The organism is Streptomyces sp. NPDC091279, assembly GCF_044757465.1.
In the GTDB taxonomy this organism is placed as follows: Bacteria; Actinomycetota; Actinomycetes; order Streptomycetales; family Streptomycetaceae; genus Streptomyces.
Window position 1 is genome coordinate 762034 of the sequence record NZ_JBIVVA010000002.1, and the last position, 16871, is coordinate 778904.

At 72.1% G+C, this 16871-nt stretch carries 14 protein-coding genes; 13 read left to right on the forward strand and 1 reads right to left on the reverse strand.

Annotation, left to right across the window (positions count from 1 at the left end):
• Positions 1-9 precede the first annotated feature (9 nt).
• A complete protein-coding gene (locus ACIQOU_RS06885) occupies positions 10-972 on the reverse strand; it encodes a zinc-binding dehydrogenase (RefSeq protein WP_401534499.1) in 963 nt (320 codons plus the stop codon).
• 107 nt (positions 973-1079) lie between these two features.
• Here ACIQOU_RS06885 and ACIQOU_RS06890 point away from each other — a divergent pair, with 107 nt between their 5' ends.
• The 13 genes from ACIQOU_RS06890 to ACIQOU_RS06950 all read left to right on the forward strand — a co-directional run bounded on the left by ACIQOU_RS06890 (position 1080) and on the right by ACIQOU_RS06950 (position 16821).
• The gene (locus tag ACIQOU_RS06890) at positions 1080-1649 is read left to right on the forward strand and encodes a TetR/AcrR family transcriptional regulator (protein WP_401534500.1); all 570 of its coding nucleotides are present in this window, start codon (positions 1080-1082) and stop codon (positions 1647-1649) included.
• Positions 1650-1765: 116 nt separating this feature from the next.
• Positions 1766-3097: an OFA family MFS transporter gene (locus tag ACIQOU_RS06895; protein ID WP_401534501.1), complete on the forward strand. Its 1332-nt coding sequence runs from the start codon at positions 1766-1768 to the stop codon at positions 3095-3097.
• A complete protein-coding gene (locus ACIQOU_RS06900) occupies positions 3066-3200 on the forward strand; it encodes a hypothetical protein (protein WP_401534503.1) in 135 nt (44 codons plus the stop codon). Before ACIQOU_RS06895 ends, ACIQOU_RS06900 begins: the two co-directional genes overlap by 32 nt.
• A 208-nt stretch (positions 3201-3408) precedes the next feature.
• On the forward strand, positions 3409-4347 hold the full coding sequence (locus ACIQOU_RS06905) for a beta-ketoacyl-ACP synthase III (RefSeq protein ID WP_401534505.1): 939 nt from the start codon (positions 3409-3411) through the stop codon (positions 4345-4347).
• A gap of 414 nt (positions 4348-4761) precedes the next feature.
• A complete protein-coding gene (locus ACIQOU_RS06910) occupies positions 4762-5439 on the forward strand; it encodes a GntR family transcriptional regulator (RefSeq protein WP_401534506.1) in 678 nt (225 codons plus the stop codon).
• 235 nt (positions 5440-5674) lie between these two features.
• Positions 5675-6856, forward strand: a complete 1182-nt coding sequence (locus ACIQOU_RS06915) for an ROK family protein (protein ID WP_401534703.1) — start codon at positions 5675-5677, stop codon at positions 6854-6856.
• A 129-nt stretch (positions 6857-6985) separates the two neighbouring features.
• Entirely contained in the window at positions 6986-8503 is a 1518-nt protein-coding gene (locus ACIQOU_RS06920) for a sugar ABC transporter ATP-binding protein (protein WP_401534507.1), read from the forward strand.
• Positions 8500-9519, forward strand: coding sequence for an ABC transporter permease (locus ACIQOU_RS06925; protein WP_401534508.1), 1020 nt, complete (start codon positions 8500-8502; stop codon positions 9517-9519). The genes ACIQOU_RS06920 and ACIQOU_RS06925 overlap by 4 nt, the downstream gene beginning before the upstream one ends.
• Before the next feature lie 17 nt (positions 9520-9536).
• Positions 9537-10616 carry a substrate-binding domain-containing protein gene (locus ACIQOU_RS06930; RefSeq protein WP_401534509.1) on the forward strand — a complete coding sequence of 360 codons (1080 nt, stop codon included), beginning with the start codon at positions 9537-9539 and terminating at the stop codon, positions 10614-10616.
• 58 nt (positions 10617-10674) lie between these two features.
• The gene (locus ACIQOU_RS06935) at positions 10675-11883 is read left to right on the forward strand and encodes a Gfo/Idh/MocA family protein (protein WP_401534510.1); all 1209 of its coding nucleotides are present in this window, start codon (positions 10675-10677) and stop codon (positions 11881-11883) included.
• A 13-nt stretch (positions 11884-11896) separates the two neighbouring features.
• Complete coding sequence (locus tag ACIQOU_RS06940) at positions 11897-12895, forward strand: sugar phosphate isomerase/epimerase family protein (RefSeq protein ID WP_401534511.1); 999 nt, start codon at positions 11897-11899, stop codon at positions 12893-12895.
• Between the two features lie 84 nt (positions 12896-12979).
• Positions 12980-15478, forward strand: coding sequence for a PQQ-dependent sugar dehydrogenase (locus ACIQOU_RS06945; protein WP_401534512.1), 2499 nt, complete (start codon positions 12980-12982; stop codon positions 15476-15478).
• A 14-nt stretch (positions 15479-15492) separates the two neighbouring features.
• Complete coding sequence (locus ACIQOU_RS06950) at positions 15493-16821, forward strand: ThuA domain-containing protein (protein WP_401534513.1); 1329 nt, start codon at positions 15493-15495, stop codon at positions 16819-16821.
• Positions 16822-16871 lie beyond the last annotated feature (50 nt).

Below are 16871 nucleotides of genomic sequence, written 5' to 3' on the forward strand. Positions count from 1 at the left end.
GGGCGGCCGCTACGGCGTGAGCACGAGGCGGCCGAAGACCTCACCGGCGGCCAGCTTCCGGTGTGCCGAGACGGCCTCCTGCAACGGCAGCACCTCCTGCACCACCGCGCGGAGTTCACCCCGGCTCGCGGCGGCGAACTGCTCCGCCCGCACCGCACGCCGGTCGGCTCCCGGCACCGAGTCCATGCTGAACGTCGCGAAGGACAGCGACCGCTCGAACGCGGCCAGCATCCGCGCACCGAACTCCACCGGTGGCGGGCCCGCCATGATGCCGACGACGACCATGCGGCCGCTGGGCCGGAGCCGGTCCAGGAACTCCGGCAGGGCGTCCCCGGCGGCGATGTCCACGACGACGTCGTAGCCGTCGGGCGACCCGTCCCCGGTGCCGGACCGGTCCAGGACGTGGGTCGCGCCCAACTCCCGCAGCCGCTCCCCGCGTTCGGGCGAGGACGTGGTCACCGCCACCGCCGAGGCACCGGCGCGGGCCGCGAGCTGCACCGTCATCACGCCGATGCCCCCGCCCGCACCGCGCACGAGCACCGACTCACCGGGCGCGAACCGGGCGTGCGCCAGCCCGAAGTGGCCCACCGCCCCCGAGCCGCCGACGGTCACCGCGTCCGCCGCCGACAGGTCCCCGGGGAGGAGGGTCAGCTCGTCGACCGGCACGACGGCCTGCTCGGCACAGCCGCCCCCGATGCCGGTGAACCCCCACACCCGGCGGCCCAGCCACGCCCCGTCGACGCCGTCACCGACCGCCGTGACCGTGCCCGCCACCTCACTGCCGGGCACGTGCCCCGTCCCGGTGGCCCGGTAGGCGGCCAGCGCGCCGCTGCGGATCAGGGTGTCGAAACCACCGACGCCCACCGCCTCGACCCCGATCAGCACCTGCCCGGCGCCGGGCACGGGATCGGGCAGCTCCACCAGGGCCAGCCCCTCGGGCCCGCCGTACGTCCGGATCACGATCGCCTTCATCGTCGTCTCCCTCTTCGTGGTTCTCCGGGTCAACGGCCGTGCTCTCCAAGGCCGTTGTCCTGCGGACGCTAACGGCGGCCCGGGTCCTGCTGGCTAAAGTGAGAGAGGTGACCGACCTTTTGCCTCACCCCCTGCGCTCCGACGCCCGGGACAACCGTGACCGCATCCTCGACGCGGCCCGCGCCCTCTTCCCCGTCGACGGCCTGAACGTGCCGATGCGCGAGATCGCCCGGCACGCGGGCGTCGGACCCGCCACCCTCTACCGGCGCTTCCCCACCAAGCGGGACCTGGTCACCGAGGCCTTCGCCGACCATCTGCACGCCTGCCGCGTCATCGTCGAGGAGGGCTCCGCCGACCCCGACCCCTGGCGCGGCCTCGGCCGGGTCATCGAGCGGCTCTGCGAACTGCACGCCCGCGACGGGGAGTTCACCGAGGCCCTGCTGTCGGAGTTCCCGGACGCGACCGACCTCGCCGCCGACCGCGCGGCCACCCTGCGGGCGAGCGCCGCACTGGTCCGGCGGGCCAAGGACGCCGGACGGCTGCGCCCCGACGTCGTCCTGGACGACCTCATCCTCATGGTCACGGCCGTCCGGGGCATCCGCACCGCCTCGACCGCCGCCCGGATCAGGGCCGCCCGGCGCTACGCCGGGTTCGTCGTCCGGGCGCTCGCGGCCTGAATCCACCGGTCGACCCGGCCGACAACGACCGTTCGGCGCGCCCCGGACGCCGTTCACCGCACGCCCCCGGCGAGGAGCCTTCTCAACTCCCGTCGCGCTGCCTACCGTCCGGGCCCATGAGTCCTCCCGTCGCCCCCGCCGGCTGGAGCCGGTGGCTGGTTCCGCCCGCCGCGCTCTCCGTCCACCTCGCCATCGGGCAGGCCTACGCCTGGAGCGTCTTCAAGCCACCCCTGGAATCCGCCCTCGGCCTCAGCGGCACCCAGAGCGCGCTGCCGTTCCAGCTCGCCATCGTCATGCTGGGCCTGTCGGCGGCGTTCGGCGGCACGCTGGTCGAGCGCAACGGGCCGCGCTGGGCGATGACGGTCGCCCTGGTCTGCTTCTCCTGCGGGTTTTTGATCTCGGCACTCGGCGCCGCCACCGGGCAGTACTGGCTGATCGTCCTCGGCTACGGCTTCGTCGGCGGGATCGGCCTCGGCATCGGCTACATCTCGCCGGTCTCCACGCTGATCACGTGGTTCCCCGACCGCCCCGGCATGGCCACCGGCATCGCCATCATGGGCTTCGGCGGCGGCGCCCTCATCGCCTCGCCCTGGTCGACGCAGATGCTGGCGTCGTTCGGCACCGACAGCTCCGGGATCGCCCTCGCCTTCCTGGTGCACGGCCTCGGCTACGCCGTGTTCATGTCCCTCGGCGTCCTCCTGGTCCGGGTCCCGCGCGGCGCACGACCGGTGCCGGGCGCCCCGGGCGTCCTGGCCGGACCGCAGGTCTCCGCCGCCGCCGCGGTGCGCACCCCGCAGTTCTGGTGCCTGTGGGTGGTGCTCTGCATGAACGTCACCGCCGGTATCGGCATCCTGGAGAAGGCCGCGCCGATGATCACGGACTTCTTCGCGGACACGTCCGCCCCGGTCTCGGTGTCGGCCGCCGCGGGGTTCGTCGCCCTGCTGTCCGCCGCCAACATGGCGGGCCGGATCGGCTGGTCGTCCACCTCCGACCTCATCGGACGCAAGAACATCTACCGCCTCTACCTGGGCGCCGGCGCCGCGATGTACGCGCTGATCGCCCTGTTCGGCGAGGCCTCCAAGCCCCTGTTCGTGCTGTGCGCGCTGGTCATCCTCTCCTTCTACGGCGGCGGATTCGCGACGATCCCCGCCTACCTGAAGGACCTCTTCGGCACCTACCAGGTCGGCGCCATCCACGGGCGGCTGCTCACCGCCTGGTCCACGGCAGGCGTCCTCGGACCCCTGATCGTGAACTGGATCGCCGACCGCCAGGAGGCCGCCGGCCGACACGGCCCGGCCCTCTACGGCCTCTCGCTCCTCATCATGATCGGCCTGCTCGTCGTCGGCTTCGTCGCAGGCGAACTCGTCCGCCCCGTCCACCCCCGCCACCATGTGCCCGCCCCGAAGGAGGCCGCCGATGTCGCACGACAGCAGCCCGAGTCCGCCTGACCGGCGCGCCCTGATCGTCCTCGCCTGGGCCTGGGTCGGCGCACCGCTGGGCTACGGCCTCTACGAGCTGGTCCAGAAGGCCACCGGGCTGTTCACCGGGTGACGGAACCACCGCGCAGCGTGGCCGCCGCACGGCGTTACCGTGGGATACACAGTCGAGTGACTGTGCGATGACCCCGCGGGCCCCCTGGGTCTAACGGAAGCCGACAAGCCTCGCGCCGGTTTCCTGTCGGCTTACCGTCAGCCGTACCCGTGAGTCACTCATCAGACTGGTGGGTCCCGCTACCCGAGGCAGTGAAGGGGACCAACCAATGAACGGCTCGCGCATCGCCGCCGTCGGCCACTACCAGCCCGCCAAGGTGCTCACCAACAAGGACCTGGCGGGCATGGTCGACACCAGCGACGAGTGGATCACCACCCGGGTGGGCATCCGCACGCGGCACGTCGCGGGACCCGACGAACCGGTCGACGAACTGGCCGCGCACGCCGGTGCCAAAGCGCTCGCCTCGGCGGGGCTGGACCCGGCCGACATCGACATGGTGCTGGTCGCCACCTCGACCGCCGTCGACCGCTCGCCCAACATGGCCGCGCGCGTCGCCCGCCGCCTCGGCATCCCCTCGCCCGCCGCCATGGACCTCAACGTGGTGTGCGCCGGGTTCACCCACGCGCTGGCCACCGCCGACCACGCCGTCCGCGCGGGCGGCGCGACCCGGGTCCTGGTGATCGGCGCCGACAAGATGACCGACATCACCGACTGGACCGACCGCACGACCTGCGTCCTGGTCGGCGACGGGGCGGGCGCCGCCGTCGTCGAGGCCTCGGACGAGCCCGGCATCGGCCCGGTGCTGTGGGGCTCGGTGCCCGAGATGGGGCACGCCGTGCGGATCGAGGGCACGCCCGCGCGGTTCGCCCAGGAGGGGCAGAGCGTCTACCGGTGGGCCACCACACAGTTGCCGGCCGTCGCCCGCAAGGCCGTCGCCCGCGCCGGGCTCACCCCCGAGGAACTCGCCGGAGTCGTCCTCCACCAGGCCAACCTGCGCATCATCGAGCCCCTCGCCGAGAAGATCGGCGCGGTCAACGCCGTCGTCGCGCGGGACGTCGTCGACTCCGGCAACACCTCGGCCGCGAGCATCCCGCTCGCCTTCTCCAAGCTGGTCGAACGGGGCGAACTCAGCTCCGGCGACCAGGTGCTCCTCTTCGGCTTCGGCGGCAACCTCTCCTACGCAGGACAGGTCGTCCGCTGCCCGTGAGCTGAGGGGCGGCAGCTGCGCAACGGGGCTGCGGTGAGGCGCGCGTCGGGGGTGACGCGGGTCAACGGTGGTGCAGGGGGCGCCGGTTGAGGCGGGCGGGGTGGGTGTCGGGGGAGCGGCGGGGCTGAGCGGGGCCACGGGGGTGACGGTCGGGGGCGGTGGGGGTCACGGGGGTGACCACTGAGGCGGGCGGGACGGTCGAGGCCGTTGCCCGGGGTGGTGGAGCGGCTGGTTTCGGCCCTCGGGATGGCCGTCGCGAAGCTGAGGCATGGCCGTTCGCGAGCCGTAGACTGTAGACGAAAGACAATCCATACTGGCACCCCGGACCATCCGTACGGGCCCCTGGCCGCACCGGCGTCCCGCCCGCACCGGCCCGCGGCCCCGCTTGCCCCGCTGCCCAGGAGGGGACGACCGATGTTGTCGACAGGACTGCCGCAAGGTGCGGTGCCCAAGCTCGAACGGCCCGGCCCGCTGCGCGACCGCGTCTACGACGCACTCCTCGAACTGATCACCACCCGCGCCCTCCAGCCCGGCCAGCACCTGGTCGAGAGCGAACTCGCCGGGCACCTCGGGGTGTCCCGGCAGCCGGTGCGCGAGGCGCTGCAACGGCTGAACACCGAGGGATGGGTCGATCTGCGGCCCGCCCAGGGCGCGTTCGTGCACGAGCCGACCGAGGCGGAGGCCGACCAACTCCTCACCGTCCGCACCCTGTTGGAGGCCGAAGCGGCCCGGCTCGCCGCCGCCAACGCGGGCAGCGCCGGTATCGCAGCCCTGGAGGAGCTGTGCGCCGAGGGCGAGCGGGCGGTCGCCGCCGACGACGTGGACGGCGCCGTCGCCATGAACGCCCGCTTCCACGCGACCGTCATCGAACTCGCCGGGAACACCGTCCTCGCGGAGCTGGCGGCCCAGGTCGACCGGCGGGTGCGCTGGTACTACACGCCGGTGGCACGCCAGCGCGGCCGACAGTCCTGGATCGAGCACCGGGCGCTGATCGCGGCGATCGCCGACCGCGACGAACGCCGGGCCACCGACCTGATGCGGGAGCACACGGAACACACCCGCCGCTCCTACCACGACCGCCCCACGTCCTAGCCGGATCAGGGGCGTTGCCCACCCGCCCGCAGTCCGGCCCGACGGCCCTGCGGGCGGCCGCCGTTGTCGGTCCCGCACGCCGGGGAACGCCGTTGGCGGTCTTTGTCCTGTGAGTGGGGAAAGTCGGCGCCGATTCCCGCACGACTTCTTCCCAGGTGCGGCGGACGCTGCTACGTTCCCCTCGAAAGCCCGGACACGGCACACCGGTTGAGGCGGGGAGGGGTCGGTGAGACGCATGACGGCCCGGCCCGCCAACGCCCATCAGGCCCGCCTGCTCACCCTGTTGCGGGACGGCGGCCCCAACTCCCGTGCCCAGCTGGGCGATCAGGTCGACCTCTCACGGTCCAAGCTGGCCGTGGAGGTGGACCGGCTCCTGGAGACGGGACTGGTCGTCGCCGACGGACTCGCCGCCTCACGCGGTGGCCGACGCTCCCACAACATCCGCCTCGCCCCCGGCCTGCGGTTCCTCGGCGTCGACATCGGCGCGACCTCCGTCGACGTCGCCGTCACCAACGCGGAACTGGAGATCCTGGGCCACCTCAACCAACCCCTCGACGTCCGCGAGGGCCCGGTCGCGGTCTTCGAGCACGTCTTGTCCCTCGCCGCCACGCTGCGGGCCTCCGGGCTCGCCGAGGGGTTCGACGGCGCCGGCATCGGCGTTCCGGGGCCGGTCCGCTTCCCCGAGGGCGTCCCGGTGGCCCCGCCGATCATGCCCGGCTGGGACGGCTTCCCCGTCCGGGAGGCCCTCAGCCAGGAACTGGGCTGCCCGGTCATGGTCGACAACGACGTGAACCTGATGGCGATGGGGGAGCAGCACGCGGGCGTCGCCCGGTCCGTCGGCGACTTCCTCTGCGTCAAGATCGGCACCGGCATAGGGTGCGGGATCGTCGTCGGCGGCCAGGTCCACCGGGGCACCACGGGCAGCGCGGGCGACATCGGACACATCCAGGTCGTGCCCGACGGACGCCCCTGCGCCTGCGGCAACCGGGGCTGCCTGGAAGCCCACTTCAGCGGCGCCGCCCTCGCCCGGGACGCCCAGGAGGCGGCCCAGCAGGGGCAGTCGGCGCAGCTGGCGGCCCGCCTCGCGGCGCACGGCACGCTCACCGCGGCCGACGTGGCCGCCGCCGCTGCCGCCGGGGACGCCACCGCCCTCGGCCTGATCCGCGAGGGCGGCGACCGCACCGGCCAGATCATCGCCGGGCTGGTCTCCTTCTTCAACCCCGGCCTGGTGGTGATCGGCGGCGGGGTGACCGGCCTCGGCCACACCCTGCTCGCCGCGATCCGCACCCAGGTCTACCGCCAGTCCCTGCCCCTCGCGACGGGCAACCTGCCCATCGTGCTGGGGGAGTTGGGGCCCACCGCCGGAGTCATCGGCGCGGCCCGACTGATCAGCGACCACCTCTTCTCGCCCGCGTAGCCGCGTCCACGGACCCGCACCCCCGCGCGTCCCCTCCGCACAGCGCCCCGCACGGCCCGCACAGCGCCCGCCAGTTTCCGACCGGCACCGCCCTGACACCGGCCCGCACGCCAGCCGAGGGGAACCCACATGGCACCAGAACCACCGCTGCTCACCATGTCCGGCATCACCAAGTCGTTCCCCGGAGTCCGGGCCCTCGACGGCGTCGACCTCGACGTCCAGGCCGGTGAAGTGCACTGCCTGCTCGGCCAGAACGGGGCCGGGAAGTCCACGCTCATCAAGGTGCTGGCCGGCGCCCACCAGCCCGACACCGGCACCATCCGCTGGCACGGCGAGCCGGTCACCCCGCGCTCGCCCAGCGCCGCCATGCGCCTCGGCATCGCCACCATCTACCAGGAACTCGACCTGGTCGAACATCTGTCGGTGGCCGAGAACATCCACCTCGGCCACGAACCGACCACCGCCGGATTCATCGTCCGGGGCAAGGCAGCCCGGGTCTCAACACGCCTGCTGCTGCGGCGACTTGGGCACCCGGAGATCGAACCCGCCCGACCGGTGGGCGCGTTGTCCGCCGCCCAGCGGCAGATCGTGTCGATGGCCCGCGCGCTCTCCCACGAGGTCCGGCTCATCGTGATGGACGAACCCTCCGCCGCCCTCGACCCGGACGAGGTCGACAACCTGTTCCGCATCGTCGGCGACCTGACCGCGGACGGCGTCGCCGTCGTGTACATCTCCCACCGACTGGAGGAGATCCGCCGGATCGGCGACCGGGTGACCGTCCTCAAGGACGGCCGCGCGGTGGCGGGCGGTCTCCCCGCGAGGTCGACGCCGGCCCGCGAGGTCGTCGCGCTGATGACCGGACGCACCGTCGAGCACGTCTTCCCCGCGCGGCCCGCCTCCCCACCCGACCGCGAACCGGTCCTGGAGGTAAGGGGGTTGGCCAGGGACGGCGAGTTCGAGGCGCTGGACCTGACCGTGCGGCCGGGCGAGATCGTGGGCCTCGCCGGGCTGGTCGGCTCGGGCCGCTCGGAGATCCTGGAGACGATCTACGGCGCCCGCAGACCCACCGCCGGACACATCACCGTCGACGGGCGGATGGTACGGCCCGGCGACGTGCGGGCCGCCGTCCGCGCCGGACTCGGGCTCGCCCCCGAGGAACGCAAGGCGCAGGCCCTGCTGATGCTGGAGTCCGTCACCCGCAACGTCTCCCTCTCCGCCCTCTCCCGCTTCGCCCGCGCCGGCTGGATCGACCGGCGCGCCGAACGCGACGCGGCGCGCACCGCCACCCGCGAACTGTCGCTGCGCCCCGACACCCCGTCCGCGCCGGTACGCACCCTCTCCGGCGGCAACCAGCAGAAGGCGGTCCTGGCCCGCTGGCTGCTGCGCGGCTGCCGGGTCCTGCTCCTCGACGAACCGACCCGGGGCGTCGACGTCGGCGCCCGCGCCGAGCTGTACGCGGTCATCCGGCGCCTCGCCGACGAAGGCCTCGCCGTGCTGCTGGTCTCCAGCGAGGTACCCGAGGTGCTCGGCCTCGCCGACCGCGTCCTGGTACTGCGCGAGGGACGCGTCGTGCACACCGCGCCCGCCCACGCACTCGACGAACACCGCGTACTCGACCTCGTCATGGAAGGAAGCCCGACGACATGACGCAGCCCGTCTCCCCACCCCGGGACAGCACCGACCAGCTGCCCCCGATCGCCCAACGCCCCGCCTGGCAGGGTGTGTTGGCCCGCATCGACGTCCGCACCCTGTCCCTGCTCGGCGTGCTCGCCGCGCTGATCCTGATCGGCGGGACCACCCGACCCGACGAGTTCCTCGACACCCGCAACCTCCAACTCGTCCTCACCCAGGCCTCGGTGATCGGTGTCGTCACCGTCGGCATGACCTTCGTCATCACCTCCGGCGGCATCGACCTCTCGGTCGGCGCGATCGTCGCCCTCGCCTCCGTGTGGGCGACGACGGTGGCGACCCAGGAGTACGGGTTCGCCGGCATCCTCTTCACCGCCGTCCTGGTGGGCGTCGGCTGCGGCCTGGTCAACGGCGTGCTCATCGCCTACGGCGCGATGGTGCCGTTCATCGCGACCCTCGCCATGCTCGCCTCCGCGCGGGGCCTCGCCCTCCAGATCACCGACGGCAGCACCCAGATCGTCGGCGTCACCGGCCTCCTCGACCTCGGCGAACGCGACGCCTACGTGCTCGGCGTGCCGCCGCTGGTGATGGTCTTCGCCGCCGTCACCGTCGTCGGCTGGCTGGTCCTCAACCGCACCACCTTCGGCCGCCGCACCGTCGCGGTCGGCGGCAACGCGGAGGCCGCCCGCCTCGCCGGCATCGACGTCCGCCGCCAACGCCTCTACCTCTACCTGCTGTCCGGACTGTGCTGCGGCATCGCCGCCTTCCTGCTGATCATCCTGTCCGGCTCGGGCCAGAACACCAACGGCAACCTCTACGAACTGGACGCCATCGCCGCCGCGATCATCGGCGGCACCCTGCTCACCGGCGGCCGGGGCACCATCACCGGCTCCGTCCTCGGCGTCCTGATCTTCACCACGATCACCAACATCTTCGCCCTCAACAACCTCCAGAGCGACGTCCAGCAGATCGCCAAGGGCGCCATCATCGTCGCCGCCGTGCTGGTCCAGCGCCGTACCGCGACCACGAGCTGAGGAAAGGATTCCCCACCATGGACAGGACACGGAAAGGGCTCCCCGCGACGGGCGAGGACGCGGCCCGCACCAGCCGCAGAGGGCTGCTCCTGGGCGCCGCCGCGGTCTCCACCGGCACCCTCCTCACGGGCTGCACGAGCAACGACTCGACCACCGAGAGCCCCGCAGGTCAGGACAGGACCGCGTCGGGCGAGGCCTCCGGCAAGGCCGTCACCATCGGCTTCGCCGGCCCACAGGCCGACCACGGCTGGCTCAACGCGATCAACGACCAGGCCAAGAAACGCGCCAGGACCTACACCGACGTCACCCTGGAGATCACCGAGGGCTCCAACGACACCGCCGCCCAGATCGGCCAGATCGAGACGCTGATCAACAAGAAGGTCGACGTCCTGGTGGTCCTGCCCGCCGACGGCAAGGCACTCACCCAGGTCGGCCTGAAGGCGATGCGCGCCGGCATCCCCGTCGTCAACCTCGACCGCATCTTCAACTCCCCGCAGGCCTACCGCTGTTGGATCGGCGGCGACAACTACGGCATGGGCCTCAACGCCGGCACCTACATCGGCGAACAGCTCAAGGGCCGACGCGACGCCCGGGTCATCGAACTCGCCGGTCTCGACAACCTCGAACTGACCAAGCAGCGCACTCAGGGCTTCGACGACGCCCTGAAGAACTACCCGAACATCAAGAAGGTGGCCCGCCAGGCCGCCGACTTCACCGTCGAGTCGGGACAGGCCAAGATGGCCCAACTCCTGCAAGCACAACCGGCGTTCGACGCCCTGTGGAACCACGACGACGACCAGGGCGTCGGTGCGCTGCGCGCCGTCGAACAGGCCGGACGGGACGACTTCCTGATGGTCGGCGGCGCGGGCGCGCTCTCCGCGTTCCAGGCCATCAAGCGGGACAACGGCGTCCTCAAGGCGACCGTCCTCTACCCGCCGACCATGGCCGCCTCCGCCATCGACCTGGCCCGCGCCCTCGGCCAGGGCCAGGGCGTCGGCGGACTCGCCGAGTACGAGATCCCGACCTCGGTGACGCTCTACTCCGCCGTCGTCGACAAGGACAACGTCGACCGCTACCTGTCCACCGGCTTCAGCTGACCGGGCCCGCCCGCACCCCGCACGGCGCATCCACGACGAGGCCCAGGAGGACACCCGTATGGAACACCCGCAGCAGCCGGACGGATCACCGGGCAGGCAGGCGCCGTTACGCGTCGGCATGATCGGCTACGCCTTCATGGGCGCCGCCCACTCGCAGGGCTGGCGCACCGCGGGCCGGGTCTTCGACCTGCCGCGCCGCCCGGTCCTCGCCGCGATCTGCGGACGGGACGCCGACGCCGTCCGCGCGGCGGCCGACCGGCACGGCTGGGCCGACGCGGAGACCGACTGGCGGACGCTGATCGCGCGGGACGACATCGACCTCGTCGACATCTGCACCCCGGGCGACAGTCATGCCGAGATCGCGCTGGCCGCGCTGGCCGCGGGCAAGCACGTGCTGTGCGAGAAACCCCTCGCCAACACCGTCGAGGAGGCCGAGGCCATGACGACGGCCGCCGAACTGGCCTATCGCAACGGCCAGTTGGCGATGGTCGGCTTCAACTACCGCCGGGTGCCCGCCACCGCGCTCGCCCGCACCATGGTCGCCCAGGGACGGCTCGGCGCACTGCGGCATCTGCGGGTGACGTACCTTCAGGACTGGCTGGTGGACCGGGAGTTCCCGCTCACCTGGCGGCTGCGCAAGGAGTCGGCGGGCTCCGGCTCCCTCGGCGACCTCGGCGCCCACATCGTCGACCTCGCCCAGTACCTGGCGGGCGAGGAACTGGCCGGAGTGTCCGCGCTGACACAGACCTTCGTCCGCGAACGACCCCTGCCGCTCGGCGCCACCAGCGGACTCGCCGCCGGCGCGGTCGCGGGCACCGGCACGGTCACCGTCGACGACGCCGCCCTGTTCACCGGCCGCTTCGCCTCCGGCGCCGTCGCCTCCTTCGAGGCCACCCGGTACGCGACCGGCCGCAAGAACGCCCTGCGCATCGAACTCAACGGCGAACACGGCTCGTTGGCCTTCGACCTGGAGCGCCTCAACGAACTCTCCTACCACGACGGCACTGAGCCCGCCGCGCACGCCGGGTTCCGCCGCATCCTCGTCACCGAACCCGACCACCCCTACCTGGACGCCTGGTGGCCCCCCGGGCACGGCCTCGGCTACGAGCACACCTTCGTCCACCAGGCCCGCGACCTCGTCCACGCCATCGCCGAGGGACACCGGCCGCGCCCCTCCTTCGCCGACGGACTCCAGGTGCAGCGCGTCCTGGCCGCCGTCGAGGAGAGCGCCCAGAAGAACTCCGTCTACACCCCCGTCGCAGGCTGAGGAGGCCGACCCCATGCCGCGCAGATTCACCCTGTTCACCGGCCAGTGGGCCGACCTGCCCCTGGAAGAGGTCTGCCGACTCGCCCGCGACTTCGGCTACGACGGCCTCGAACTCGCCTGCTGGGGCGACCACTTCGAGGTCGACAAGGCCCTGGCCGACCCGACCTACCTCGACTCCCGACGCCAACTCCTCGACCAGTACGGGCTGTCCTGCTGGGCCGTCTCCAACCACCTCGTCGGCCAGGCCGTCTGCGACGCCATCATCGACGAACGCCACCGGGCGATCCTGCCCGACGCGGTGTGGGGCGACGGCGACCCCGAAGGGGTACGACAGCGGGCGGCCGCCCGGATGCGGGACACCGCCCGCGCCGCCGCCGCCTTCGGCGTCGACACCGTCGTCGGCTTCACCGGCTCCGCGATCTGGCACCTCGTCGCCATGTTCCCGCCCGCCCCCGAGTCGATGATCGCGCGCGGCTACGAGGACTTCGCCGCCCGCTGGAACCCCGTCCTCGACGTCTTCGACCAGGAGGGCGTCCGCTTCGCCCACGAGGTCCACCCCAGCGAGATCGCCTACGACTACTGGACAACTCACCTCGCCCTCAAAGCCGTTGACCACCGGCCCGCCTTCGGTCTGAACTTCGACCCCTCGCACTTCGTGTGGCAGGACCTCGACCCGGTCGGCTTCCTCTGGGACTTCCGCGACCGGATCTACCACGTCGACTGCAAGGAGGCCCGCAGGCGCCTCGACGGCCGCAACGGCCGCCTCGGCTCCCACCTCCCGTGGGGCGATCCCCGGCGCGGCTGGGACTTCGTCTCCGCCGGACACGGCGACGTGCCCTGGGAGGACGTCTTCCGGATGCTGCGCTCCATCGACTACCGGGGCCCGGTCTCCGTCGAGTGGGAGGACGCCGGCATGGACCGGACGCAGGGCGCCCCCGAGGCGCTGGCCCACCTGAAGGCCTACGACTTCGAACCGCCGACGGCGTCCTTCGACGCGGCGTTCGGCACCTGACCCACTCCGCAAGGCGCTCCGGGATGACGGCGCATCCCGGCGTCCCCACCCGCACCGTTCGACCGGCACCATCCTGGAGGCACCGTGCACGGGAACGACCCCACCTCACGACCCGGCAGCACCAGAACCCCGCGACGACGCCCGACCTTCCGCAGCGCCGTCGCCCTGATCAGCGGCGTCCTGCTGACGGGCGCCACGCTCACCCTGACCACCCCGCAGGCCGGCGCAGCCGTCACCGGCCCGGGCACCGTCACCGCCGAGGACTTCCAGCAGGTCACCCTCGCCAAGGGCGAGGCGGAGGTCGGCGAGCCCATGTCGCTCGCCGTCCTCCCGGACCGCTCGGTCCTGCACACCTCACGCGACGGCGAACTCCGCCTCACCGACGCGTCCGGCGCCACCACCCTGGCCGGAGAACTCGACGTCTACACCCACGACGAGGAAGGCCTCCAAGGCGTCGGCGTGGACCCGGAGTTCACCACCAACCGCTTCATCTACCTTTACTACGCACCCCCGTTGGACACCCCGGCGGGCGACGCCCCCGAGACCGGCACCGCCGCCGACTTCGCCCCCTTCGACGGCGTCAACCGCCTCTCCCGGTTCGTCCTGACGACCGACGGCACCCTCGATGCCGCCAGCGAGAAGAAGATCCTCGACATCCCCGCCTCGCGCGGCCTGTGCTGCCACGTCGGCGGCGACATCGACTTCGACGCCCACGGCAACCTGTACCTGTCGACGGGCGACGACAGCAACCCGTTCCAGTCCGACGGATACACCCCGATCGACGAACGCCCCGACCGCAACCCGGCCTTCGACGCCCGGCGTTCGGCCGGAAACACCAACGACCTGCGGGGCAAGATCCTGCGCATCAAGGTCACGCCCGACGGCTCCTACACGATCCCCGACGGCAACCTCTTCGCCCCCGGCACCGACCGCACCCGGCCCGAGATCTACGCCATGGGCTTCCGCAACCCGTTCCGCTTCAGCGTCGACCGCGAGACCGGCATCCTCTACGTCGGCGACTACGGCCCCGACGCCTCCACCGCCGACCCGGCCCGCGGCCCGGCCGGACAGGTCGAGTTCGCCCGCGTGAGTGGCCCAGGCAACTTCGGCTGGCCGTTCTGCACCGGCGCCAACGACCCGTACGTGGACTACGACTTCGCGACGAAGACGTCCGGCGCCCCCTTCGACTGCGCCGCCCCGCGCAACACCTCCCCGCACAACACCGGCCGCACCGAACTGCCCCCGGCCCAGACCGCCTGGATTCCCTACGACGGCCCGTCCGTACCGGAGTTCGGCGACGGCTCCGAATCCCCGATGGGCGGCCCCGTCTACCACTACGACCCCGGCCTCGACTCGCCCGTCAAATTCCCCGAGGCCTACGACGGCGACTTCTTCGCCGGGGAGTTCGGCCGCCGCTGGATCAAACGCATCACCAGCGACCCCGACGGCACCGTCCAGTCCATCAACTCCGTTCCCTGGAACGGCACTCAGGTGATGGACATGGCCTTCGGACCCGACGGCGCCCTGTACGTCCTCGACTACGGCACCTCCTGGTTCGGCGGCGACGACAACTCCGGCCTCTTCCGCATCGAGAACGCCACCGACGGCCACTCACCCATCGCCCAGGCCGCCGCCGACCGCACCTCGGGACAGGCACCCCTCAAGGTCCGCTTCTCCTCGGCCGGTTCGACCGACCAGGACGGCGACGCCCTCACCTACCGCTGGGACTTCGGCGACGGCACCACCGCCACGGCCGCCCACCCCACCCACCGATACCAGAAGAACGGCACCTACACCGCGACCCTGACCGCCGAGGACCCCTCCGGACGGACCGGCCGGGCGAGCGTCCGGGTCGTCGTCGGTAACACCGCACCCACCGTGACCCTCCAACTCCCGCGCGACGGACAGCTGTTCAGCTTCGGCGACGCCATCCCGTTCCAGGTGAAGGTCACCGACCCCGAGGACCGCCGCCGCGTCGACTGCGCCAAGGTCAAGGTCAGCTTCGTCCTCGGCCACGACACCCACGGCCACCCGATCACCTCCGCCACCGGCTGCACCGGCACCATCCAGACCACCGCCGACGGCGGCCACGACGAGGACGCCAACATCTTCGGCGTCCTCGTCGCCGAGTACACCGACGGCGGAGGCGGCGGCCAGGCCCCGCTGACCTCGCACGACCAGCACGTTCTGCAACCCCGGCACCGGCAGGCCGAGCACTTCACCACCTCCGCCGGCATCTCCGTGATCGCCAAGTCCGCAGCGCACGGCGGCAGAACGGTCGGTGACATCCACCACGGCGACTGGATCGCGTTCACCCCGTACGCCCTCGCCGACGCCAAGAAGATCACCGCCCGCGTCTCCTCCGGCGGCACCGGCGGCACGCTGGAGATCCGCGCCGGATCGACGAAGGGCACCCTGCTCGGCACGGCGACCGTGCCCGTGACCGGAGGCTGGGAGACCTTCCAGGACGTCACCGCGGCCCTGTCCCGCGCACCCCGGGCGACCACCACTCTCTACCTCGTCTTCAAGGGCGGCACGGGAGCCCTCTTCGACGTGGACGACCTCACCTTCACCACCGGCTGAGAGGAGCATCCGCGATGCGCACAACCCACCGTGCGGCAACGGCAGTTGTCGGCGCGGCCCTGCTCCTCGGCTGTGTCTCGGCCCCCGCCTCCTCCCACCCCGAGGACGACGGGAGACGGGTCCTGGTCTTCTCCAGGACCGAAGGCTTCCGCCACGACTCCATCCCCGAAGGCATCGAGACCCTCCAACAGCTCGGCGCCACCGGCGAGTTCCAGGTCGACGCCACCGAGGACGCGGGCGCCTTCACCTCCCGCACCCTCCGCCGCTACGACGCCGTCGTCTTCCTCTCGACCACCGGCGATGTCCTCACCCCACCCCAACAGCGGGCGTTCGAGGGCTACATACGCGGGGGCGGCGGCTACGTCGGCATCCACGCCGCCGCCGACACCGAGTACGACTGGGAGTTCTACGGCGGTCTGGCCGGCGCCTACTTCCAGTCCCACCCCGCGATCCAGCCCGCCACCGTCCACGTCGAGGACCGCGCCCACCCGGCGACCTCGGGCCTGGCCCGCACCTGGAACCGCACCGACGAGTGGTACAACTACCGCTCCAACCCTCGCGATCGAGCCCACGTCCTGGCCTCTCTCGACGAGTCCTCCTACACCGGCGCCACCATGAACGGCGACCATCCGATCGCCTGGTGCCAGAACTACCGAGGCGGCCGCGCCTTCTACACCGGCGGCGGCCACACCGGCCAGTCGTACGCCGAACCCGCCTTCCGCGCCCACCTGTTGGGTGGCATCCGCTGGGCCGTCGGCGACACCCAGGCCGACTGCCGCCCGGAGAACGGCTACCGGCCGCTCTTCGACGGCACCTCCCTGGACGGCTGGCAGCAGGCGGGACCGGGCTCGTTCACCCTCTCCGACGACGGCACCCTCACATCGTCGGGCGGAATGGGCCTGCTCTGGTACCAGGCGGCGGCCTTCACCTCGTACTCCCTGAAGCTCGACTGGAAGATGTCCGGCCCGTCCGGCGACGACAACTCCGGTGTGTTCGTGGGCTTTCCGCCCTCGAACGACCCGTGGTCCGCCGTCGACCACGGCTACGAGATCCAGATCGACGCCACGGACGTACCCGAGAGAACGACCGGCTCCGTCTACGGCTTCCGCTCCGCCGACCTGAAGAAGCGCGACCGCGCGCTGAACCCGCCGGGGGAGTGGAACACCTACGAGATCCGGGTGACCGGCGAACGCCTCCGCGTCTGGCTCAACGGCGTCCGCGTCAACGACTTCACCAACACCGACCCGGCCCGATCCCTGCGCGACGGCCACCTCGGCATCCAGAACCACGGAGCCGACGACCGGGTGTCCTTCCGCGACCTCCGCATCAAGGAAGTCCGGTGAACGGGGCGGGGGTTGGACCCGGTCGAGCGGCGACAGCGGCCCTGGGAGCC